This is a genomic window from Microbacterium aerolatum, from assembly GCF_007988825.1.
GTDB classification, from domain to species: Bacteria; Actinomycetota; Actinomycetes; order Actinomycetales; family Microbacteriaceae; genus Microbacterium; species Microbacterium aerolatum.
Genome location: NZ_BJUW01000011.1, coordinates 42,778 through 63,080, shown reverse-complemented (window position 1 = coordinate 63,080; position 20,303 = coordinate 42,778). Strand labels below are relative to the sequence as shown.

At 68.5% G+C, this 20,303-nt stretch carries 22 protein-coding genes and 1 tRNA gene; 11 read left to right on the top strand and 12 right to left on the bottom strand.

Translation table 11 applies throughout. The features are described 5' to 3' along the window. Positions 1–4: 4 nt before the first annotated feature. Positions 5–910, bottom strand: coding sequence for an alpha/beta fold hydrolase (locus MAE01_RS12090; RefSeq protein ID WP_147039814.1), 906 nt, complete (start codon positions 908–910; stop codon positions 5–7). A gap of 103 nt (positions 911–1,013) precedes the next feature. Here MAE01_RS12090 and MAE01_RS12085 point away from each other — a divergent pair, with 103 nt between their 5' ends. The 4 genes from MAE01_RS12085 (at position 1,014) to MAE01_RS12070 (ending at position 4,409) form a co-directional block, all read left to right on the top strand. Continuing rightward, complete coding sequence (locus MAE01_RS12085; RefSeq protein WP_147039813.1) at positions 1,014–1,586, top strand: TetR/AcrR family transcriptional regulator; 573 nt, start codon at positions 1,014–1,016, stop codon at positions 1,584–1,586. 18 nt (positions 1,587–1,604) lie between these two features. Further along, positions 1,605–2,291, top strand: coding sequence for a response regulator transcription factor (locus MAE01_RS12080; RefSeq protein ID WP_147039812.1), 687 nt, complete (start codon positions 1,605–1,607; stop codon positions 2,289–2,291). An 18-nt stretch (positions 2,292–2,309) separates the two neighbouring features. After that, positions 2,310–4,007, top strand: coding sequence for a sensor histidine kinase (locus tag MAE01_RS12075; protein WP_147039811.1), 1,698 nt, complete (start codon positions 2,310–2,312; stop codon positions 4,005–4,007). Positions 4,008–4,118: 111 nt separating this feature from the next. Then, on the top strand, positions 4,119–4,409 hold the full coding sequence (locus MAE01_RS12070) for a WXG100 family type VII secretion target (RefSeq protein ID WP_147039810.1): 291 nt from the start codon (positions 4,119–4,121) through the stop codon (positions 4,407–4,409). A gap of 115 nt (positions 4,410–4,524) precedes the next feature. Here the strand turns inward: MAE01_RS12070 and groL are convergent, their stop codons facing one another. The 4 genes from groL to MAE01_RS12050 form a co-directional block, all read right to left on the bottom strand. Next, complete coding sequence (gene groL / locus MAE01_RS12065) at positions 4,525–6,144, bottom strand: chaperonin GroEL (protein WP_147039809.1); 1,620 nt, start codon at positions 6,142–6,144, stop codon at positions 4,525–4,527. A 112-nt stretch (positions 6,145–6,256) separates the two neighbouring features. Continuing rightward, the gene (locus tag MAE01_RS12060) at positions 6,257–6,814 is read right to left on the bottom strand and encodes a LytR C-terminal domain-containing protein (protein ID WP_229718277.1); all 558 of its coding nucleotides are present in this window, start codon (positions 6,812–6,814) and stop codon (positions 6,257–6,259) included. Positions 6,815–6,823: 9 nt separating this feature from the next. Further along, positions 6,824–7,081, bottom strand: a complete 258-nt coding sequence (locus MAE01_RS12055; protein WP_147039808.1) for a DUF3263 domain-containing protein — start codon at positions 7,079–7,081, stop codon at positions 6,824–6,826. Between the two features lie 9 nt (positions 7,082–7,090). After that, on the bottom strand, positions 7,091–8,083 hold the full coding sequence (locus MAE01_RS12050) for a DUF2332 domain-containing protein (protein WP_147039807.1): 993 nt from the start codon (positions 8,081–8,083) through the stop codon (positions 7,091–7,093). Between the two features lie 93 nt (positions 8,084–8,176). Between MAE01_RS12050 and msrB the strand changes: the two genes are divergently transcribed. Then, positions 8,177–8,581 carry a peptide-methionine (R)-S-oxide reductase MsrB gene (gene msrB / locus MAE01_RS12045; protein ID WP_147039806.1) on the top strand — a complete coding sequence of 135 codons (405 nt, stop codon included), beginning with the start codon at positions 8,177–8,179 and terminating at the stop codon, positions 8,579–8,581. Positions 8,582–8,586: 5 nt separating this feature from the next. Further along, positions 8,587–9,129, top strand: coding sequence for a nitroreductase family protein (locus MAE01_RS12040; protein WP_147039805.1), 543 nt, complete (start codon positions 8,587–8,589; stop codon positions 9,127–9,129). Positions 9,130–9,135: 6 nt separating this feature from the next. On the opposite strand, the gene MAE01_RS12035 is transcribed toward MAE01_RS12040, so the two are convergent. Then, positions 9,136–10,077 carry a DMT family transporter gene (locus MAE01_RS12035; RefSeq protein ID WP_147039804.1) on the bottom strand — a complete coding sequence of 314 codons (942 nt, stop codon included), beginning with the start codon at positions 10,075–10,077 and terminating at the stop codon, positions 9,136–9,138. A 67-nt stretch (positions 10,078–10,144) separates the two neighbouring features. On the opposite strand from MAE01_RS12035, the gene MAE01_RS12030 reads away from it, so the two are divergent. Further along, a complete protein-coding gene (locus MAE01_RS12030; protein ID WP_147039803.1) occupies positions 10,145–10,810 on the top strand; it encodes an SOS response-associated peptidase family protein in 666 nt (221 codons plus the stop codon). A gap of 3 nt (positions 10,811–10,813) precedes the next feature. On the opposite strand, the gene MAE01_RS12025 is transcribed toward MAE01_RS12030, so the two are convergent. Then, positions 10,814–11,518, bottom strand: a complete 705-nt coding sequence (locus MAE01_RS12025; RefSeq protein ID WP_147039802.1) for a tyrosine-protein phosphatase — start codon at positions 11,516–11,518, stop codon at positions 10,814–10,816. A gap of 92 nt (positions 11,519–11,610) precedes the next feature. On the opposite strand from MAE01_RS12025, the gene MAE01_RS16005 reads away from it, so the two are divergent. Together MAE01_RS16005 and MAE01_RS12020 are read left to right on the top strand one after the other, a co-directional pair. Then, entirely contained in the window at positions 11,611–11,913 is a 303-nt protein-coding gene (locus MAE01_RS16005; protein WP_186806231.1) for a hypothetical protein, read from the top strand. A gap of 112 nt (positions 11,914–12,025) precedes the next feature. After that, positions 12,026–13,303 carry a serine/threonine-protein kinase gene (locus MAE01_RS12020; protein WP_186806230.1) on the top strand — a complete coding sequence of 426 codons (1,278 nt, stop codon included), beginning with the start codon at positions 12,026–12,028 and terminating at the stop codon, positions 13,301–13,303. 4 nt (positions 13,304–13,307) lie between these two features. Here MAE01_RS12020 and MAE01_RS12015 read toward each other — a convergent pair. Continuing rightward, positions 13,308–13,383: transfer RNA gene (locus tag MAE01_RS12015), tRNA-Thr, on the bottom strand. 42 nt (positions 13,384–13,425) lie between these two features. Further along, positions 13,426–14,370 carry a DsbA family protein gene (locus MAE01_RS12010; protein ID WP_147039800.1) on the bottom strand — a complete coding sequence of 315 codons (945 nt, stop codon included), beginning with the start codon at positions 14,368–14,370 and terminating at the stop codon, positions 13,426–13,428. A 213-nt stretch (positions 14,371–14,583) separates the two neighbouring features. Here MAE01_RS12010 and MAE01_RS12005 point away from each other — a divergent pair, with 213 nt between their 5' ends. Both MAE01_RS12005 and MAE01_RS12000 read left to right on the top strand, forming a co-directional pair. Next, positions 14,584–15,687: an ABC transporter ATP-binding protein gene (locus tag MAE01_RS12005; protein ID WP_147039799.1), complete on the top strand. Its 1,104-nt coding sequence runs from the start codon at positions 14,584–14,586 to the stop codon at positions 15,685–15,687. A gap of 68 nt (positions 15,688–15,755) precedes the next feature. Beyond that, positions 15,756–17,060: a DUF4032 domain-containing protein gene (locus tag MAE01_RS12000; protein WP_147039798.1), complete on the top strand. Its 1,305-nt coding sequence runs from the start codon at positions 15,756–15,758 to the stop codon at positions 17,058–17,060. 69 nt (positions 17,061–17,129) lie between these two features. Here MAE01_RS12000 and MAE01_RS11995 read toward each other — a convergent pair whose 3' ends face one another. From MAE01_RS11995 to cysS, 3 genes are all read right to left on the bottom strand, one after another. Continuing rightward, the gene (locus MAE01_RS11995; protein WP_147039797.1) at positions 17,130–17,768 is read right to left on the bottom strand and encodes an NAD(P)-dependent oxidoreductase; all 639 of its coding nucleotides are present in this window, start codon (positions 17,766–17,768) and stop codon (positions 17,130–17,132) included. 84 nt (positions 17,769–17,852) lie between these two features. Further along, positions 17,853–18,860 (bottom strand): 23S rRNA (guanosine(2251)-2'-O)-methyltransferase RlmB, encoded by a 1,008-nt coding sequence (gene rlmB / locus MAE01_RS11990; RefSeq protein ID WP_147039796.1) that lies wholly within the window; start codon positions 18,858–18,860, stop codon positions 17,853–17,855. Then, positions 18,853–20,259, bottom strand: coding sequence for a cysteine--tRNA ligase (gene cysS / locus MAE01_RS11985; RefSeq protein WP_147039795.1), 1,407 nt, complete (start codon positions 20,257–20,259; stop codon positions 18,853–18,855). Before cysS ends, rlmB begins: the two co-directional genes overlap by 8 nt. Positions 20,260–20,303: the final 44 nt, after the last annotated feature.

Genomic DNA, 20,303 nt, shown 5'->3' with positions numbered 1-20,303 from the left:
CCCCCTACCCCTCGCTCGCGAACCAGTCGAGAGCGAGTGCGGTGACGGCATCCGGTGCGTCGTCGACGACGAAGTGCGCCGCGTCCTCCACGAACGCCAGCTCGAACCGGTCGGCGTGCGCGTCGCTGTTGCGACAGATGCGCCGGGCGGTCGGCTCGGCGAACGGACCGTCGGCGCGGCCGAAGACGACCAGTGTGGGCGGGAGCAGTCGCATGCGCTTGTACACGCCGGTCATGAGTCGCATCGACATCGGAACGACCATTCCGCGGTACATCGAGGCGACGCTTCGAGCGACCTCCGGACGCCCGTGCACTGCGAGGTACGCATCCACGGTCGCATCGCTCATCGGTCGGGCGGCGTAACGCGGTCCGAACAGGCCGCGCAGCGATCTGCCCTCGCGGTGCATGATCAGCGCGGGCATGTGGGCGAAAGCCGGCATGATCTTGGGCGTGAACTCCATGAAACCCGGCGGCACGGACAGCTGCACCATCGTGCGCACGCGTTCCGGATGCCGGTAGGACAGCTGCATTCCGGAGATCGCTCCCATGTCGTGGCACAGGAAATGCGCGCGCTCCACGCCGAGTGCGTCGAGGACGGCCACGACATCGACCATCTGCGTCTCCGGACCGAATCCGGGGTTAGCCGCGTACGTCCACCCCGAACCTCGCAGATCGGGACAGATCACGCGGTGGCCTTCCGCGGCGATCACAGGAGCGACCCGGCGCCACTCCCACCAGTGCTGCGGGAACCCGTGCAGCATCACCACCGGATCGCCCTCGCCGATGGACGCCACGTGCGTGCGCAGCCCTGGCGTCTCGATCATCGAGTGCTCGAATCCGGGTGCGTCCGGCAGCGGCGGCGACCAGGTCGTCGTGCCGGTCGGTTCGCCGCGGGGTGCGAATGCGTTCATCGTGAGACCTCCACTTCGTTGTGCTGTCCCCTCGTGGCCTCGATTTTACTACGTTCATAGTGTTATGTCACTAGAGAAGTAGTCTGCCCGCTAGGATCACGTCATGAGCACCCGTCTGCGCGCGCTGGATGCCGCGATCGATGTGGTCGGCAGCGACGGCGTTCGCGCGCTGACCCACGCACGGGTGGATGCCGCGGCCGGCCTCCCCCGCGGATCGACGTCGAATCACTTCCGCACCAGGGCGGCGCTGGTCGCCGGTGTCATCACCTGGATCGCCGAGCAGGAGCGCGCCGACGCCGGCATCCCCGAGATCCGCACGGCGGCTGAACTGGCATCCGCGCTGACGAGCATGGTCGAGCTGCAGTCCGGTGCCTACGCGACGCGCACTCGCGCCCGGTACGCCCTGTTCCTGGAGGCGGACCCGGATGCCGCGGCTCCCCTGCACGCGCAGCGACGCGGTTTCGAGAGCTGGATCGGGACGACCCTGTTCGCCCTCGGCGGGGACGCGGCCGAGCAGCACACCCGCTTCGTGATGGCGACATGCGACGGACTGCTGCTGCATCGCCTGACCGTCGATCCGGCAGCATCCGTGTCCGCGGCGATCGCCCTCGCCGTAGCATCCGCCGTGGGCGACAATCCGGGCGCTCCGCAAGATGATCAGCCGCCGCATGGCTGAAGTCACCATAATGGGGTCATGACTGATGCACGCATCCTGGTCGTCGATGACGAGCCGAACATCCGTGACCTGCTGTCCACCGGTCTGAGCTTCGCCGGGTACCAGGTCAAGACCGTCGCGAACGGCGCGGCCACCATTTCCGCCGTGCTCGAGGAGGAGCCCGACCTCATCATCCTCGACGTGATGCTGCCCGACATGAACGGGTTCAGCGTCACCAAGCGTCTGCGCGGCGCGGGATTCACCGCCCCGATCCTCTTCCTCACGGCGAAGGATGACACGCAGGACAAGATCGAGGGGCTGAACGCCGGAGGCGACGACTACGTCACCAAGCCGTTCGCGCTCGACGAGATCGTCGCCCGCGCGCAGGCCATCCTGCGGCGCACGATGCAGGCCGACGAGGAGTCCATCATTCGTGCCGGCGAGCTCTCGATGGACCAGGACACCCACGACGTCTTCGTCGGCAAGGAGCCGATCGAGCTCAGCCCGACCGAGTTCAAGCTGCTGCGCTACCTGATGCTCAACCCCAACCGTGTGCTCTCGAAGGCCCAGATCCTCGATCACGTCTGGGAGTACGACTTCAACGGCGATGCCGGCATCGTCGAGAGCTACATCTCGTACCTGCGGCGCAAGATCGACCCGTTCACCGAGGAGTCGGTCATCCAGACCAAGCGCGGCTTCGGCTACATGCTCAAGGTGGGCAAGTAGTCCGCGAAGGGAGCGCGCATGGCGCAGAAGCCTGACGCGGTCACCAGCTGGTGGCGACGCATCAGCCTGCGCGCCAAGGTCACCGGTGTCACCGTCGCCGTACTCGCGCTCGGACTCGTGGCCGCCGGTATCGGCACTGTGCCGCTGCTGCGCGATTCGCTGATCCGGAACATCGACGCGCAGCTGCCCTCTCTCGCCGCCAGCGATCTGGTCAGCCGGTGGTTCGACGTCGAGACCGTCGACGGCACGCAGCGACTCGTGATGTCCGAGAGCGCCCCGCGCTCCGCCGACTACAGCTTCGCCGTGTACGCGGCCGACGGCTCCTTCCTCGCACAGGCCGGAGGGGCGACCGGCGCATCCGCGCCCGCGTTCCACTCCTCGCTCGCCCTCGACCAGGCGCACGCACTGGAGGGACAGACCATCCCGCTCAGCAGTGCGGACGGCCGCGACTTCCACGGCGCCGTCGCGGTGGTGCCGGGCGACGACGGCACCCTCTACACGCAGTTCGTCGCGCTGCCGCTGGAAGAGGCCGACACCGTCATCAGCCAGTACCTGGCCGTGTACACGACGGTCGCCCTGGTCACGATCCTGGTGGCGGCCCTGCTCACCCGGGGTCTGGTGACACTCACGTTCCGCCGCCTCGGCCAGGTCGAATCGACAGCCATGCTCATCGCCTCCGGCGATTTCAGCCAGCGCCTCACCGACCTCGAACCCAGCACAGAGGTCGGCCGGCTCAACTTCGCGATCAACACGATGCTCGAGCGCATCGATCGCTCACTCGCGCAGCGCGACAGGACCGTGCAGCACATGCGACGGTTCATCGGCGACGCGAGCCACGAGCTGCGCACTCCCCTGGTGAGCGTGCGCGGATACGCCGAGCTGTACCGGATCGGCGCCATCCGCGGCGAGGAGGACACCGCACGGGCGATGGAGCGCATCGAGAAGGAGGCGATCCGGATGGGCGTGCTCGTCGAGGATCTGCTCGATCTCGCACGGCTCGACGAAGAACCCGAGCTGCACCTCGTGCCGCTGGATCTGCGGCCGATCGCGCGTGACGCCGCATTGGACGTGCGCGCTGCAGCCCCCGGGCGCACGATCACGGTCATCGACCGCACGGCGGAAGCCGCCCCCATGACGCGTCCGATGCCGACGCTGCCGGCGCTGAAGGCTCCGGCAGCCAAACCCCGGCCGAGTGCGCTCGCCCGGTTGCGCCGCCGGTCGCGCAACACAGAACAGATGCCCCAGATCGACTTCAGCGAGGCGGAGGACACCCCCGTCCGCACGCCGCCGATCGTCCTCGGCGACGAGAACAAGGTGCGCCAGGTCGTCGCGAATCTGCTCGGCAATGCACGACGCTTCTCCACGGACGAAGCGCCGATCGAACTCGTCGTCGATTCGGATCGGGCGGCGGGCACCGGCAGCATCTCGGTGGTCGATCACGGGGAGGGCATCCCGCCGCAGATCCGGGAGCAGATCTTCGAACGCTTCTGGCGGGCAGACACCTCTCGCGCTCGTGAGACCGGCGGATCCGGCCTGGGACTGGCGATCGTCGCCTCGATCGTCACGGCTCTGCACGGCAAGGTACGGGTGGATGAGACCCCCGGCGGCGGCGCGACCTTCACCGTGACTCTTCCGCTGGCACCGGCGCAGGCGACGCCGGAGCATCTGCTCGAGGAGACTCAGCCGCTCGAGCGGATCGACCTCGACGACATGTGACCCGTTCTGCACGGATCGGGAATCTCCGGCGTCGTCCACGGATGCCGGTTCCGTGCGGTTCGGGAGCCGGCGGCGCCGCCTAACGTGTGAACTCCGACGAGAGGAGTCCCCATGTCCGTCTACACCGTCGACACCGAGGCCGTATTCGCCGCACACGGTGCGACCAGAGGCACGATCGAGCGGCTGCGCAGCGAATCGCAGGCGCTGAAGGCGCAGCTCACGCAGCTGCAGTCCTCCTGGACCGGCGCCGCATCCGCGGCGTTCCAGGGCTGCAACGATCAGTGGGCCGCGGCGCAGCTGCACGTGGAACAGGTGCTGGATTCGATCGGCGTCGCGCTCGGGTCCGCCGCGACGCAGTACTCGGACGCTGATCAGTACTCTGCCAGCCTGTTCCGGCAGTGAGGTTGCGGACGCTTCGACAGGCTCAGCGACCGCATTCCGACTGCTGAGCCTGTCGAAGCACGAGGAAGGCCCCCGAACCTTGCGGTTCGAGGGCCTTCCCGATGTGGATCTGGACTCAGAAGTCCATGCCACCCGTGGGGTCGCCGGCCGGAGCCGCAACCTTCTCGGGCTTGTCGGCGACGACGGCCTCAGTCGTGAGGAAGAGACCGGCGATCGAGGCTGCGTTCTGCAGCGCCGAGCGCGTCACCTTGGCGGGGTCGATGATGCCAGCGCCGAACATGTCGACGTACTCGCCGGTCGCGGCGTTGAGGCCCTGACCGGTCGGCAGCTCGGCGACCTTGTGCGCGACGACGCCCGGCTCGAGGCCGGCGTTGAGGGCGATCTGCTTCAGCGGAGCCTCGATCGCGACGCGGACGATGTTCGCACCCGTTGCCTCGTCACCGACGAGCTCGAGAGCGTCGAGCGCCTTGGTGCCGGACTGGATGAGCGCGACGCCACCACCGGGGACGATGCCCTCTTCGACGGCTGCCTTCGCGTTGCGGACGGCGTCCTCGATGCGGTGCTTGCGCTCCTTGAGCTCGACCTCGGTCGCGGCACCCGCCTTGATGACGGCAACGCCACCGGCGAGCTTGGCCAGACGCTCCTGGAGCTTCTCGCGGTCGTAGTCGCTGTCGGTGTTCTCGATCTCGCGACGGATCTGCGTGACGCGACCCTCGATCTGCTCGGTCTCGCCGGCACCCTCGACGATGGTGGTCTCGTCCTTGGTGATGATGACCTTGCGTGCACGACCCAGCAGGTCGAGCGTGGTGTTCTCGAGCTTGAGGCCGACCTCTTCGGTGATGACCTGACCACCGGTGAGGATCGCGATGTCCTGCAGCTGAGCCTTGCGACGGTCGCCGAAGCCGGGAGCCTTGACGGCAGCCGACTTGAAGATGCCGCGGATCTTGTTCAGCACGAGGGTCGCAAGAGCTTCGCCCTCGACGTCCTCGGCGATGATGACGAGTTCCTTGCCGTCCTGGATCACCTTGTCGACGACCGGGAGAAGATCCTTGATGTTCGAGATCTTCGAGTTCGCGATGAGGATGTAAGGCTCCTCGAACACGGCCTCCTGGCGATCTGCATCCGTGACGAAGTACGGGTTCAGGTAGCCCTTGTCGAAGCGCATGCCCTCGGTGAGCTCGAGCTCGGTGCCGAAGGTCTGCGACTCCTCGACCGTGACGACGCCTTCCTTGCCGACCTTGTCGATCGCCTCGGCGATCAGCTCGCCGATCTCGGAGTCAGCGGCGGAGATGGATGCCGTAGCGGCGATCTGCTCCTTCGAGTCGATCTCCTTGGCGCTGGCGAGCAGCTCATCGGTGATCGAGGCGACGGCCTTCTCGATGCCGCGCTTGAGCGAGATCGGGTCGGCGCCGGCGGCGACGTTGCGCAGGCCCTCGCGGACGAGCGCCTGGGCGAGAACGGTCGCGGTGGTGGTTCCGTCACCTGCGACGTCGTCGGTCTTCTTGGCGACCTCCTTGACGAGCTCCGCGCCGATCTTCTCGTAAGGGTCGTCCAGCTCGATCTCCTTGGCGATCGAGACACCGTCGTTCGTGATCGTGGGGGCGCCCCACTTCTTCTCGAGCACGACGTTGCGACCGCGCGGGCCGAGGGTCACCTTGACAGCGTCGGCGAGGATGTTCAGGCCACGCTCGAGGCCGCGGCGGGCCTCCTCATCGAAAGCGATGATCTTTGCCATGAGTTTTGTCGTCCCTCCTGGACGTAGACGTTCTGATTAGCACTCACAGTAAGAGAGTGCTAACGCCCATTCTGGCACTCGCCCCCTTCGAGTGCAAGCCGCCGGATGCCGCCTATTCCGCGGGAGCGGCGCTCGCCCGGTCGAGTCCGATGATGACGACGAGCTGCTTCTGCTCCGGGTCGTTCGGGTCGGCGTAGAAATCGCTCTGCTCGACCTGCGCTCCGCCGATCAGGTTCGCCAGTCCCAGTGCGGCGTCCTGATCCGCCTCCGACACGTAGTAGACGGTCGTCTCAGCGAAATCCTGTGTGCCGGCGTCGCCGTAGTTGATGAGGTCGGCAGGCCACTGCGCGTTGATCAGGGTGTCGCGCAGCTGGACGTCGAGCCCCTCCTCCGGTGTGGCGTTGAGCACGAGCACCGAATAGCTGGTGTCGACGATCCCGGTCTCGACCGGAGCGGGGGTGATCACCTCTTCCGCCGCGGGGAACAGGGTGATGCGTCCCATCATCACGAGGGCGACGAAGATCCCGGCGACGATGAGGACGAGTGCCGCGACGAACGACCACAGCAGTACGACCCAGCCGTTCATCCCGGGCTGCTCCGCGCGGTGGGCGCCGATGCGTCCGGAGGTATGGCGGATATCGTCGAAGCGGTCTCTGACGGGCTGGGGCACGCGTCGATGTTACCCGGCGAACCCGCGCATCCGCGCAACGCGCTTGTCGCTCCGGTTGTCGCGGAGCCGCCGCAGTCGGAGCACCAGCAGCGGGTCGTGCTCCAGTGCCTGCTCGGTATCGATCAGCCGCCACAGCAGCTGGTAGTACCGGGCCGGGCTCATGCCCAACTTGGTGCGGATGGCCTCCTCCTTCGCTCCGCCGTGGCGCGGCCAGGCCGCCTCCAGGGCGAGGATCGCGCGATCGCGATCGGTGAGGTCTCCGAGCATGACCCCAGGTTATGCGCGGGTGCGACCCGAATCGACGCGCCACTCCCACCAGCGCCCCAATGGGTCCGCCGCCGCCCGCACCTGACCGTCGAGCGCGACGACGAAGCCGGGCCAGGTCGCGGCATCCACCGGCGGCTGCCAGGCATCGTGAAGCCCCGGCGGGTCGATCGTGATCCATCGTGCGGGCAGCGCGCGCACGGCGTCGATGAGCGCAGCGCGCGTCACCCGCGGGATGTGGGCGAGCACTCCGGGCGTCGTGATCACGAGCGTGGCGTCGCGTGGTGCGGATGCCGCGACCTCTGCGACCTTCTCGATGGCGTCGCCGCGCACCATCAGCGGCGGATCGGCGCCCACGATGTCGAGCGCCGCGGCGATCCGCTCCTCGCGTCCGGTCTCACCCGGCCACACGAGTCCCTGCAGCCACGCCCTGTCGCGCGGATCGCGGGCGTCGAGCGGGTCGAGGTCGATGCCCGCCCGCCACACGATCTCCGGCATCCGCACGTGCGGCACCGCGCCACGCACCCGGCTCGTCAGAACGACCGTCGAGGCTCCTCCCACCGGGTCGAGGTGCGTGCGCGGCGTCCCGTCCTCATCGACGAACCGGAACGAATAGCGATCGGGATAGAGGCACAGTCCGCCTGAGGCTCCGATCTCGAGCAGCGCGATGGGTCCGTCGATCTCGGAGAGCACCGGCAGCAGGGGCGCGAGTCGGAGCGGTTCGTTGGTCTGCACGCGCCGCCGGGAGCACTCCTCGACGACGGCGTCCGCGTGCGCGAGCACGAACTGGCGCCACTGCGCGAAGCCCGCGAGCGGCGCCCCCAGCATCCGCGTCACCGCGAATACGAGCGGCGGCTGCCGACGTGTGTCGGGAATCCGCGCGAGCACCGCTTGGACATCAGGATTGGATGCCACGCCGCGTGCCCAGTCCTCGTACACGGCCGACCGTCCGGGTGCTTCCTCTGTCGCGAACCGGTCGTAGCGTTCCCGCACGGCATCCGTCATGCGTCCATTGTCTCCTCACGTCATGATGACCCGCGTGCATTCCACACGGTGGAGAATGGAAGAGGCTTCGCCCGACAACGGCCAGGAGGACTGATGGACTACAGCGTGAAGAAGACCGACGAGCAGTGGCGCGCGGAACTCGGCGATGAGCAGTTCGCGGTGCTGCGCGAGGCAGCCACCGAGCGTGCCTGGACGGGCGAGCTGCTCGACGAGGCCCGCGCGGGCCTGTACACCTGCGGCGCGTGCGGCGCGGAGCTGTTCAAGAGCGGCACGAAGTTCGATTCTGGATGCGGATGGCCGAGCTTCTACGAGTCGGTCCGCCCGGATGCCGTGCAGCTGCTCGAGGACAACACCCTTGGCATGCAGCGCACCGAGGTCCGCTGCGCGAACTGCGGCTCGCACCTCGGCCACGTGTTCCCCGACGGTTTCGGCACGCCGACCGGCGACCGCTACTGCATGAACTCGCTGGCGCTGAACTTCACCCCCGAAGCAGACTGACCGGCGTGAGCGCGTTCGACGCCGCGCTGGCGCGGCAGTCTTGGTCGAAGGTCACCGACGAGGCGCCGACGCATGAGGAGCTGCTGCCTCTGGTGGCGGCGGCCGGTCGCGTCGCCGACCATTCGTCACTGCGGCCATGGCGGCTTATCGAGCTGCGCGGCGACGACCGTCTGCGACTCGCGAAGGCGATCGCGAAGGCGGACGGCTCGTCAGAGCCGTCCTCGAAGCCGCTGCGCGCTCCCCTGCTGATCGCCGTCGTCGCAAGCTTCCGCAAGAGCGGGAAGGTGCCGCGCTGGGAGCAGGAGGCGGTGGCCTCCGGTGTCGCGCACACGCTCAGTCTGCTGCTGGATGAGGCCGGCTGGGGTGTGTTCTGGCGCACCGGCGGATACACCCGCACCAAGGCGGTCGCCAAGGCGCACGGCCTGAAGAAGCGCGAAGAGCTGCTCGGTTGGCTCTACGTGGGCGGCAAGCCCGCGGGCAAGAAGCCGAGCCGGCGCAAGGCGGTCGATGCCGAAGCGCTGCTGACCCGCATGCCGCCGGAGGAGTGACCGGCCTCAGCGTCGCCGGCGCCGCCACGGCAGCGCCACAAGGACGGATGCCACGGCCACCGCGACCATCGTCAGCAGCTGCCACACCGCAGGCACCGAGGCCGCCGGCCACAGCAGGTCGATGACGACCGAGGTCAGCAGCTGCCCGAGCACAGACCCGAGTCCGAGCAGCAGCACGCCCGTGTGCGCCACGATCGTCGCCCCGAGCAGGATGTAGACGAATCCGAGCAGTCCGCCCAGATACACCCACGGTTCGGTCGGCAGCGCCGCCGGAATCCCGCCCACAGCCACGCTGATCGCCGCCGCGACCGCGAGCACCGCTGTGCCGGCGACGAAGCTCATCAGGGTCGCCGTCATGGGTGACTGCACGCGCTGCGCCAGCCGTCCGTTAGCGGCGGACTGCCACGCGATGCCGACCCCGGCGGCGAACGGAAGCAGCAGCAGCCACAGCGGTGTGGTCGCGATGGCGTCGCCGCTCAGCGAGATCGCGACCGCGGCGAGCGCGAACGCGCCGCCCAGCACGCGTCCCGGGGTCACCGCGACGACTCCAGCCGGCCCCACGCCCAGCCGGTCGAGCAGCAGGCCGTTCACGGTCTGGCCCGCGACGACGCCGACCGAGAAGAGCGAGACGCCGAGCACGCCTGCCGTCAGTCCCTGCGTGGACACCGTGAGCGCTCCGCATGCGCCGCCGAGCAGCATCCAGGGCGGAATGCGGCGCGATCGCACGCCGTGCCACAGCCGGCCGGCCCCGGCACGTGCCGACGGAAGAAGGACCGTGACGATGATGAGGATCACCAGGCCGACACCGAACGAGATGAGCCCGGCGACGATGCCGTCGTCGATTCGGACGCCGAGAACACCGTTGATGCGGGCCTGGATCGCCGTCATCGCGCCGATCGAGACCGCGCCGCCCAGCGCGACCGGGGCGGGCAGGCGCGTCTGGGTCACCAGAGAACACTATCCGAGCAGGCGGTCCCCTCCTGCGCATGTCGGCGCCCGGCGGTACTCTCTGAGCATGTGCGCGAGCTACGGACTCGATCCCCGGTTCACCGACGCCGAGCTGCTGGCCGAGGCCGACGCCGAGATTCTCGCCGGGCTGCGCGACTGGGCGCAGCAGAACGACGGCGAGACGCTGCGTCCGACCGGGAAGAACCTGCGCAACCTCAACCCGCTGATCGTCTCCGGCGATGGGGAGGCGGCGCTGGAAGCCGCCTGGTGGGGCTACCTGGTGGACGGCCAGCCGGCGAAGTTCCCCTCGATCAACACGCGCTCCGAGCGCCTGCAGCAGCGTCCTGGCGGGCTCAGGACGCGCGCGATCGTCCCTACGACCGGCTGGTTCGAGATGCGCAAGCCCGAGCGGGTCTGGCACGAGTTCACCCTCGGCAAGGGGGTGCTGTTCGGCATGGCGGCGGTGGCCCAGCGCGGGCGCACGCCCGATGGCGAATGGGTCACGTGCTACTCGATCGTGATGCGTCCAGCGCCCGAGCACCTCGCCGAACTCCATGATCGGATGCCGGTCCTCATCCCGACCGCGTTCGCGCACGACTGGCTGAATGCCGAGGCCGACCGCGAGATCATCGACGAGGCGCTGCTGGCCGCGGCATCTCTCGACGAGCGGGTCACGGCGACCGCCCGCGAGACGGATGCGGCGGCGAAGGGCGATGCGGATCAGCTGTTCTGACCGTCAGCCTGCCGGAAGCAGTGACCTCCGCAGGCGATCGCGAGCGGCTCCGTCGACCCCGGCCGCCTCGAGGTAGGCCAGGACTCCCCCGTGCTCGCTGTCGAGCCAGTCGAAGGTGTCGATGAGCATCGCCGGCGGCGACCCGGAGAGGATCTCGATCAGGTTGTCGGTGATCGGGACGCGGAAGCGCCGCACCTTGCGGAGCATCCGCTCGGTCCACTCCCCCGACAGGTTCGCCGCGGTGGCGGCATAGTCGGCGACGATGACGTCCCGCTCGATGCCGACCGCCGCGAGGACCAGGGCCGCGACCAGACCGGTGCGGTCCTTGCCCGCGGTGCAGTGCACCACCACGGCGCCATCCGCCGATGCGATCGCGCGAATCACGAGCCCGAGGTGCTCCTGATGGCGGGTCAGGACGGCCCGATACACGTCGAACAGCGTCAACGTGTTCGGATCGAAGCGACTGCGATCGGGCGGGGTGCCGTCGATCGGGACGGAGAGGTAAGCGGCTCCCGTGCCGCGCAGCCTGTCTCGGCCGCCGATGCGGCGGTCGAACGCCGAGCGCAGATCGATGACCTGCCCGATGCCGAGTTCCTTCAGCGTGCGTCGTCCGTCGCGCGTGAGCCGGTGCAACGCGTCGGACCGGTACAGGCGACCGGGCGTCAGCATCCCGGGGGCGACCTCGCGGAAGTTGTGCGTGCCCGGCACGTCGAGGCGGGAGACGAGGTCGTCGATGCCGCCATGCTATCCGCGTCGGCACGGGCGTCGGCTATCGTGGGGCGCACGAGTGGGAGGCGAGCATGACCGACGAGAAGAAGGCACGTCCGCGCGCGCTGCGCGACGGCACCACGGAGTCGCGGTTCGCCGCCCGGTACGCGACGATCGACGAAGTCGCAGCCCTCCTCGGCGTCACGCCGGTGTCGCTGCGGCAGACGATGCGCCGCCGGGATGCCGGTGAGGCGTCCGCGGCCAGCGACGCGTTCATCGATCCGATCGGCAACGTCTCGGGCTACCTGTGGGATCGCGATGACCTCACGCCCGAGGCGATCGAGGCATGGCACAACCGGCCGCGGCGCGGACGCCGGCCGGGCAGCGCCAACTGACGCACCGGCTTGCACGTTCGCGCCGGTTGGTCAAGGCCGCAGACGCGAACCGATCGGCGCCATAGATTCATCCCGATCCGCGGGCTCCCGACCCGCGCATCAGGAGGATCGAATGAACACGGTCTGCGACGAACCGACCGAGGCCGTCCTCGACGGCAGGTACAGCCTGGGCGAGCACATCGGACGCGGCGCAACCGCCACCGTGTACCGCGCAGAAGACATGGTGCTCGGACGGACTGTGGCGATCAAGCTGCTCCGTGGGCCCGATGAGCAGACGGCATCCGCCGACCGGGCGCGCACCGAGAGCGCCGTCCTCGCGAGCCTGAACCATCCTGCGCTGGTCACCCTCTACGACGCACGGCTGGATCCGGAGCATCCGCGGTATCTGGCGATGGAGTACGTCGACGGGCCGACGCTCGCCACCCGGCTCTCCCGCGGTGCGCTGTCGCGAACGGAGGCGGCGCTCCTGGCGCTGAACCTCGCCCAGGCGCTGGAGGTCGTCCACGAGGCGGGGATCATCCATCGTGACGTCAAGCCCTCGAACGTGCTGCTGGCGCCCGGGCGCCGCGCGGGCACGTGGACTCCGAAGCTCACCGACTTCGGCATCGCATTCGGGCCCGATGATGCGCGCCTGACGTCTCCCGGCGTCGCCATCGGCACGGCTGCTTATATGGCTCCGGAACAGGTGGAGGCGTCCGAACTCACCCCTGCGGTGGACGTGTACTCGTTGGGCCTGGTGCTTCTCGAGGCGCTCACCGGACAGCCCGCATTCCCTGTGGCAGGGCAGGTGCAGACGGCGCTGCGGCGTCTGACCGCCTCGCCCGAGATCCCCGAGGGCCTCGGATCCGAATGGACGGATCTCCTCACGCGGATGACACGCACCCGACCCGATGAACGTCCCACAGCGGCGGAGGTCGCGGAGAGTGTGTCGGCAATGCGTGTCGAGGCGGGCACTGCGCCGATGACTGCACCGCTCACCGCAGCGGCGGCGGCCGCGGGCGAATCCACTGCGGCAACCAGGGCGTACACCGCCGAGTCCCCTGCGCCGCGCAGCCGGGGGCGCAGGATCCGCGCCGGGATGCTCGCCGGCGCCGGTGCCCTCGCCGTGGCGAGCATCGTCCTGACCGGGATGTGGGCGACCGGCACGCCGAACGATTCCCCCGCGCGCGTGGCGACGTTCGTCTCCCTCGACCCGCAGCCCGAACCTGCCGACGCCGAGACCGAACCCGAACCCGACGCGTCGACGCCACAGGAGACGACGAACACGACGACCGTCGATGACGAGCAGAGCAATCAGGGCAATTCCGACAAGGTCGCCAACCCCAACAAGGGTCCCGGCAACAACTCGGGCAACTCCGAGAAGTCGAACAATGGCAAGAAGGACGACTGAAATGTGGAGCCGACTACGGGATTCGAACCCGTGACATCCTGTTTACAAGACAGGTGCTCTACCAGCTGAGCTAAGTCGGCGAACGTCCTACAGCTTAGCGAGCCGCGCGGACGCGTCGGAAACTACGGCGTCGGCGTCGCGGTCGGCGTCGGCGTGGGCGTGGCGGTCGGCTCGGTCTCGCTGGCGACGGTCAGCACGAACTGCGAGAACTCGGCGGGGTCGTCGAGTGCACCGACGTACACCTCGCCGTTGACCACGATCATCGGCGCGCTGGTGAGCACGAGGTCATCCGAGCCGTCGAGCGGACCGGCAAGAGCGCGGGAGGTGGCCTCCTTCGCCCAGGTGACGAAGTCCTGGCCCTCGATGCAGGAGCGGACCACCTTCGGAGTGTCCACACCGACCGCGACCGCGAGGTCGGCCAGTTCGACGTCGCTGCGACCGCTGCTGTCGACGTCGGGCTGGTCGACGAGCAGTTCGTGGTTGTACGCGTAGAACTTGTCCGGTGAGTGGGTGGCGACGCAGGCCGCCGCGGCGGCGGAACGCAGCGAGTACTTGGTGCCGTTCGAGCTCGCCGTGAGCATCGACACGGGGTGATAGGTCACGGTCGCCGCGTTCTCGTCGATCCAACCGGCGAGCTGCCGGCTGTTCGCGCGCTCGAACTCACCGGATCCCGGCGAGAGGTAATCGACGTAGACGTGCACGTCGGCCGCGGGCGCTGCCGTCGGATCCGGCGTCGGTTCGGCGGGCTCCTCGGTCCCTGCGGCGGATTCATCCGGAGCAGGAGTCGACGGCACGGTCTCGATGTCGCCGTCGGAGATGCTGTTGACCTCGATGCCGTCACCGGCAAGACCCTGCGGATCCAGGGACGGCTCGGACACGCTGGACGTGACCGCCAGGGTCACGGCAGTGCCGATCGCGCCGACGGCGACGATCGCCACGGCACCGATGATGACGCGTCGCATGATGCGCGCCCTCGACTGCTTGGCGTGCACCTGCTGGGCCTTCTCCCGAACCGCCTCACGGGAATTGCGAGGGGAGGGGACATTCGGCGTTTCGTCGCTCGACATCGTTCCTCTTGAAAGTCTGGTGGGGACGGGTTCCCCGGTGTCCGCTGAAGAAGCAGGACCACACTCGATGTTAACGAGCCAGGCTGGGAAATACCCAGGCGGTCTCGTTCGTGCCATACTGAAACCGGCCCGATGGCGGGCCACGGCGAGGCATCCTCACCGCTTCCATCACAACGGATCGTCCGGCACGTACCTGCCGGTGAAGGAGAAACAATGGCATCTGTAACGTTCGACGACGCCACTCGGCTGTACCCCGGCGGAACCCGCCCGGCCGTCGACAAGCTGAATCTCGAGGTCGCCGATGGCGAGTTCCTCGTCCTGGTCGGCCCTTCCGGCTGTGGAAAGTCGACCTCCCTGCGCATGCTCGCCGGCCTCGAAGAGGTCAACGAGGGTCGCATCCTGATCGGCGACCGCGACGTCACCGACGTCCCGCCGAAGGACCGCGACATCGCGATGGTCTTCCAGAACTACGCGCTGTACCCGCACATGACCGTCGCCGAGAACATGGGCTTCGCGCTCAAGATCGCCGGCGTCGGCAAGGAGGAGCGTGCCGCTCGCGTGCTCGAGGCCGCCAAGCTGCTCGACCTCGAGGAGTACCTCACCCGCAAGCCGAAGGCCCTCTCGGGTGGTCAGCGTCAGCGTGTAGCGATGGGCCGCGCGATCGTCCGTCAGCCGCAGGTGTTCCTCATGGACGAGCCGCTGTCGAACCTCGACGCCAAGCTCCGTGTGCAGACCCGCACGCAGATCGCATCGCTGCAGCGCCGCCTCGGCGTCACCACGGTCTACGTCACCCACGACCAGACCGAGGCACTGACCATGGGCGACCGCATCGCGGTCCTCAAGGACGGCCTCCTGCAGCAGGTCGGCACCCCGCGCGACCTGTACGAGAAGCCTGAGAACGTGTTCGTCGCCGGCTTCATCGGCTCGCCTGCCATGAACCTCTTCTCGGCGGACCTCGCCGAGGGCGGCGTGCAGTTCGGCACCGAGGTCGTTCCGCTCGACCGCGACACGGTCGGCCGCGCCAACGGCAGCCAGGTCACCGTCGGCGTCCGCCCCGAGGACATCACGGTCGGACCGGCCGACGGCAAGGGCCTCTCCGTCACCGTCGATCTGGTCGAAGAGCTCGGTGCAGACGGCTACCTCTACGGCCACACCGACATCAACGGCAAGCGCACCGACATCGTCGCGCGCGTCGACGGTCGCAGCCACCCGAACGCGGGCGAGACCGTCACCCTCGCAGCGAACGCCGGACACATCCACGCGTTCGACATCGAGTCGGGCCTGCGACTGAACGACAAGCCGGTCGTCTCGGCCTGATAAGTTCCATCGCGCGGCGCGGGCTGACCATCTGGTCGCCCGCGCCGCGTCGTTTCCCGAGGGGCATCATGCAGAACGCACTTCGAATAACCGCCAGCAAGGTCAACCCCGAATTGCTCGCGCTGCCGTGGTCGACTCCGCTGGCGAAGTGGCCGTCCGAGCGCATCGTGTCCCTGCCCAAGGGCCTCTCCCGTCACCTGGTGCGGTTCGCCGATCTGTCCGGCCGCGTCGTCGCGGTGAAGGAGACGACGGCCGAGATGGCGCAGCGCGAGTACGACATGCTCGGCAACCTCGCCCGGCTCGATGTCCCGTGCGTGGACCGGGTGGCGGTCATCGCCGGACGCACAGATGCCGACGGCACGGCGCTGCCCGCAGTGCTGGTGACTGCGCATCTGCGGTTCTCGATGCCGTACCGGGCGCTGTTCACGAGGGTGCTGCGCCCCGACACCGCCACGCGCCTCGTCGATGCGCTGGCGCTGCTGCTGGTCCGCCTGCACAACGTGGGTTTCTACTGGGGCGATGTGTCGCTGTCGAACACGCTGTTCCGCCGTGACGCGGGCGCCTTCGCCGCGTACCTGGTGGATGCCGAGACGGGTGAGCTTCACGAGGAGGGTCTCACCGAGGGTCAGCGGCTGTACGACCTGGACCTCGCCCGCACGAACATCGCCGGCGAGATCATGGACCTCGCCGCCGGTGGGCGGCTGGAGCATGGCGTGGATGCCGTCGCCATCGCCGACGGCATCGTCTCTTCGTACCACTCGCTGTGGGCGGCACTGACCGCAGAGGAGTCCTTCTCCGCGAACGAGACCTGGCGCATCACCGAACGCGTCGAGCGTCTGAACGCCCTCGGTTTCGACATCGACGAGATGTCGATGACGACGACCGTCGACGGCACGGTCGTGCAGATCCAGCCGAAGGTCGTCGACGCGGGGCACCACCAGCGCCGACTCATCCGGTTGACCGGACTCGATGTGGAGGAGAACCAGGCCCGGCGGCTGCTGAACGACCTGGACGAGTTCCGCGCCCGCTCGAAGAAGGAGTGGGCCGACGAGGAGATGTACGCGCACGAATGGCTCACTCGCGTGTTCGAGCCGGTTGTACGTGCGATCCCCTACGAGCTGCGAGCGAAGCTGGAGCCCGCGGAGGTCTTCCACCAGGTGCTGGAGCACCGGTGGTACCTGTCACAGGCGAACGGGCGGTCGATTCCGCTGGCCGAGGTGCTGACCTCGTACATCAATGACGTGCTGCGTCATCGCCGCGACGAAGCGACCATCATGGGGCCGCCGACCGAGACGATGAGCCTGCCGGTGGTGACGGGCACGCTTCCGGTGCCGGACGACGACGCCGAGGTCGACTGGCGCGACCTTGTGTGAGATTGCATTCCGCGGCTGAGACGCACGGAAATTCCCGGTATCTCGGCCGCGGAATGCAATCTCGGGGGATCAGTAGCCGACGGCGAAGTTCTCGCGGGAGTGCTTCGGGTTCTCGATCTCGTCGACGAACGCGACCCCCAGGTCGCGGCCCGAGATGTACGAGTCGCCGTTGTCGTCGGTGACGAGGACGGGACCGCCGTCGCGGTACGTTCCGGTGCGCTCCCCCGGCGCCCAGTTGCCGAAGCCGCCGGCGGGGTGGACGAAGAACCAGTCCCGGCCGCTGGTGTCGGCGCGGAGGTCCTCCAGGACGCCGATCGCCTCGAGCGCCTCGGCCTTGAATTCCTCCGGGAATCCGGCATCCACCAGACGCGGACCGTCGGGGGCGACCAGACTGCCGCCGGCGCCGCCGACGACGCCGAGACGCACGTTCTCGGGAAGCGCCTCGAACAGCTCGGCCGTCGCGGGACGCACCTTGCCGACCATGTCACCGCGGGGCGAGATCGCCTGGATGACGACATCCGCCTCGTCGATCTGCTCGAGCAGGCTCGGGACGTCGAGAATGTTGCCCTCCAGGTACACCGCGCCCTCGACGCGCTCGGTGGGGATCGAGCGGGCGATCGAGATCACCGAGTGGCCGCGGGAAACGGCCTCTGCGACGATGTTCGACCCGGCGTAGCCGGTGCCTCCGATGACGGCGATGCGTGACATGTGATTCCCTTCGTGGACGACGGACGCGAAAAGGCGTCCTGTCGAACTGAAACAACGTGCCGCGGCAAGTATTCCGCGACGAGCTCAGTCCCGCGCGCTCGCCCGCGAAGTCGCCACCTGATACAGCGCGACGGATGCCGCGATGCCGGCGTTGAGGGACTCTGTCGCTGCCGAGATCGGGATCGAGACGATCTGGTCGCAGTTCTCCGTCACCAGACGAGAGAGCCCCTTGCCCTCGGAGCCGACCACGATCACGACCGGGCGGTCGGCGAGTGCGAGCTCGGGAAGGGAGACATCGCCGCCGCCGTCGAGACCGATCACGAAGACGCCCTGCTTCTTGAACTCCTTCAGCTGGGTCGTCAGGTTGGTCGCCATCGCCACGGGGATGCGCGCGGCGGCTCCCGCGCTCGTCTTCCACGCCGCGGAGTTCACGCCGGCGGAGCGGCGCTGCGGCAGGATGATGCCGTGGCCGCCGAACGCTGCGGTCGAGCGGATGATGGCGCCGAGGTTGCGCGGGTCGGTGATGCCGTCGAGTGCGACGAACAGCGGCATCTCGCCGCGGTCGATCACCTGCTCCAGCAGGTCCTGCGGGTGCGCGTACTCGTACGGCGGCACCTTGAGCGCGACGCCCTGGTGCACGCCGTCGAAGCCGGCCATGCGGTCGAGCTCCTGGCGGGTGACCTCGAGCACCGGGATGTTTCGGTGGGTCGCGATCGACAGCATCTCCTTGACGCGGTCGTCCATCTCCACGCGCTGGGCGATGTAGAACGCCGTCGCGGGGATCTTGGCGCGCAGGGCCTCCAGAACGGAGTTGCGACCCGTCACGTTCTCGGTGTCGTCGCCCGCCTTGGCCTTGGGCGATCGGTTCGGGTTGCTGCCCGTGGCCGGGCGTCCGCCGGGACGTCCCTTGCCGCCGGCGGCGGCGTACCGCTCGTTCGCGGCCTTGCGCTTGCCGGCGACGTGCCAGGCACGATCCTCGGCCTTAGGCGTCGGGCCGCGACCCTCCAGTGACTTGCGTCCGAGTCCGCCGGTGCCCTTGAGGGCGCCCTTCTTCTTGCTGTTGCCCGCTCCCGGGCGTCCTGGCTTAGCCATCGATACTCCAATGAGTTCCGGCCGGAGTGTCCTCCAGCGTGATTCCTGCCGCGGCGATGGCATCTCTGATGCGATCCGCCGCAGCCCAGTCCTTGTCGGCGCGCGCCTGTGCGCGCTGGTCGATCATCGTGCGCACCAGCGCATCGAGAGCGGATGCTGCGGCGCCTCCCGCCGTGGCATCGGATGCTCCGGCGCCGAGGCCGAGCACGTCGAGCATCGCCGCGAGTGATCGAGCGGCATCGATCGCCGCTGACGTGTCGCCGGCATCCAGCGCCGAGTTTCCCGCGCGCACGGCGTCGTGCACGACCGCGAGCGCCTGCGGCACGCCGAGGTCGTCGTTCATCGCCACGCTGAAGGCATCGGGCACATCACCGGGCACGAGAACGGCAGGATCAGCGTCCGCCGCGCGCAGCGCGCGCTCGCGGAAGGTCTCGATGCGGTCGAGCGCCGCCTCCGCTTCGCTGAAGGAGGACGCCGACAGATCGAGGCTCGAGCGGTAGTGCGCGGCGGCGAGCGCGTAGCGCACCACGAGAGGGTCGTGCTCGGCGAGCACGTCTGCGGCGAGGGTGAAGTTGCCGAGCGACTTCGACATCTTCTGTCCGCCGACGGTCACCAGCCCGTTGTGCACCCAGTAGCGGGCGAAGCCGTCGCCGGCTGCAGTCGACTGGGCGAGCTCGTTCTCGTGATGCGGGAAGCGCAGGTCCAGACCGCCGCCGTGAATGTCGAACTCGGACCCCAGGTAGCGCTTCGCCATCGCGGAGCACTCGATGTGCCAGCCGGGGCGCCCCGCGCCCCATGGGGATGCCCACGTGGCATCCGCCGGTTCGCCGGGCTTGCTGCCCTTCCAGAGCGCGAAGTCCTGCGGGTTTCGCTTGCCGCGCGGATCCGCGTCCTCTGCGGCCTCCATGGCGTCGATCGACTGATGCGTGAGCGCGCCGTACTCGTTCCACGAGCGCACGTCGAAGTACACGTCCCCCGAGCCGTCCGGAGCCGGGTACGCGTGCCCGCGCTCGATCAGGGCGGTGATGAGCTCCTGCATCTGAGGAATGGATGCCGTCGCCCGCGGCTCGTACGTCGGCGGGAGGATGCCGATGCCGGCGTACGCGGCCGTGAACTCCTGCTCCATCCGATACGCCAGGGCCCACCACGGCTCGGCATCCGTCGCATTCACGAGGACCTTGTCGTCGATGTCGGTGACGTTGCGCACGAAGGTGACGCGCCCGTAGCGGTGGGCCAGCCAGCGACGCAGGATGTCGAAGCTCAGCGCCGCGCGGACATGACCGATGTGCGGGCCGGACTGCACCGTGGGTCCGCACACGTACATCGTGACGTTCTCGGGGTCGAGAGGCACGAAATCGCGCAGCTGCTGTGCGCGGGTGTCGTAGAGGCGGAGTGTCACTGCTCCAGCGTACCCGGCGGCACCAGCGGGAATCCCGTATGAGT

What these genes read in the sequence shown, in the direction of transcription:
- MAE01_RS12090 (WP_147039814.1), bottom strand. Translation starts at nt 910, where the DNA reads ATGAACGCATTCGCACCCCGCGGCGAACCGACCGGCACGACGACCTGG.
- MAE01_RS12085 (WP_147039813.1), top strand. Translation starts at nt 1,014, where the DNA reads ATGAGCACCCGTCTGCGCGCGCTGGATGCCGCGATCGATGTGGTCGGC.
- MAE01_RS12080 (WP_147039812.1), top strand. Translation starts at nt 1,605, where the DNA reads ATGACTGATGCACGCATCCTGGTCGTCGATGACGAGCCGAACATCCGT.
- MAE01_RS12075 (WP_147039811.1), top strand. Translation starts at nt 2,310, where the DNA reads ATGGCGCAGAAGCCTGACGCGGTCACCAGCTGGTGGCGACGCATCAGC.
- MAE01_RS12070 (WP_147039810.1), top strand. Translation starts at nt 4,119, where the DNA reads ATGTCCGTCTACACCGTCGACACCGAGGCCGTATTCGCCGCACACGGT.
- groL (WP_147039809.1), bottom strand. Translation starts at nt 6,144, where the DNA reads ATGGCAAAGATCATCGCTTTCGATGAGGAGGCCCGCCGCGGCCTCGAG.
- MAE01_RS12055 (WP_147039808.1), bottom strand. Translation starts at nt 7,081, where the DNA reads ATGCTCGGAGACCTCACCGATCGCGATCGCGCGATCCTCGCCCTGGAG.
- MAE01_RS12050 (WP_147039807.1), bottom strand. Translation starts at nt 8,083, where the DNA reads ATGACGGATGCCGTGCGGGAACGCTACGACCGGTTCGCGACAGAGGAA.
- msrB (WP_147039806.1), top strand. Translation starts at nt 8,177, where the DNA reads ATGGACTACAGCGTGAAGAAGACCGACGAGCAGTGGCGCGCGGAACTC.
- MAE01_RS12030 (WP_147039803.1), top strand. Translation starts at nt 10,145, where the DNA reads ATGTGCGCGAGCTACGGACTCGATCCCCGGTTCACCGACGCCGAGCTG.
- MAE01_RS16005 (WP_186806231.1), top strand. Translation starts at nt 11,611, where the DNA reads ATGACCGACGAGAAGAAGGCACGTCCGCGCGCGCTGCGCGACGGCACC.
- MAE01_RS12020 (WP_186806230.1), top strand. Translation starts at nt 12,026, where the DNA reads ATGAACACGGTCTGCGACGAACCGACCGAGGCCGTCCTCGACGGCAGG.
- MAE01_RS12010 (WP_147039800.1), bottom strand. Translation starts at nt 14,370, where the DNA reads ATGTCGAGCGACGAAACGCCGAATGTCCCCTCCCCTCGCAATTCCCGT.
- MAE01_RS12005 (WP_147039799.1), top strand. Translation starts at nt 14,584, where the DNA reads ATGGCATCTGTAACGTTCGACGACGCCACTCGGCTGTACCCCGGCGGA.
- MAE01_RS12000 (WP_147039798.1), top strand. Translation starts at nt 15,756, where the DNA reads ATGCAGAACGCACTTCGAATAACCGCCAGCAAGGTCAACCCCGAATTG.
- MAE01_RS11995 (WP_147039797.1), bottom strand. Translation starts at nt 17,768, where the DNA reads ATGTCACGCATCGCCGTCATCGGAGGCACCGGCTACGCCGGGTCGAAC.
- rlmB (WP_147039796.1), bottom strand. Translation starts at nt 18,860, where the DNA reads ATGGCTAAGCCAGGACGCCCGGGAGCGGGCAACAGCAAGAAGAAGGGC.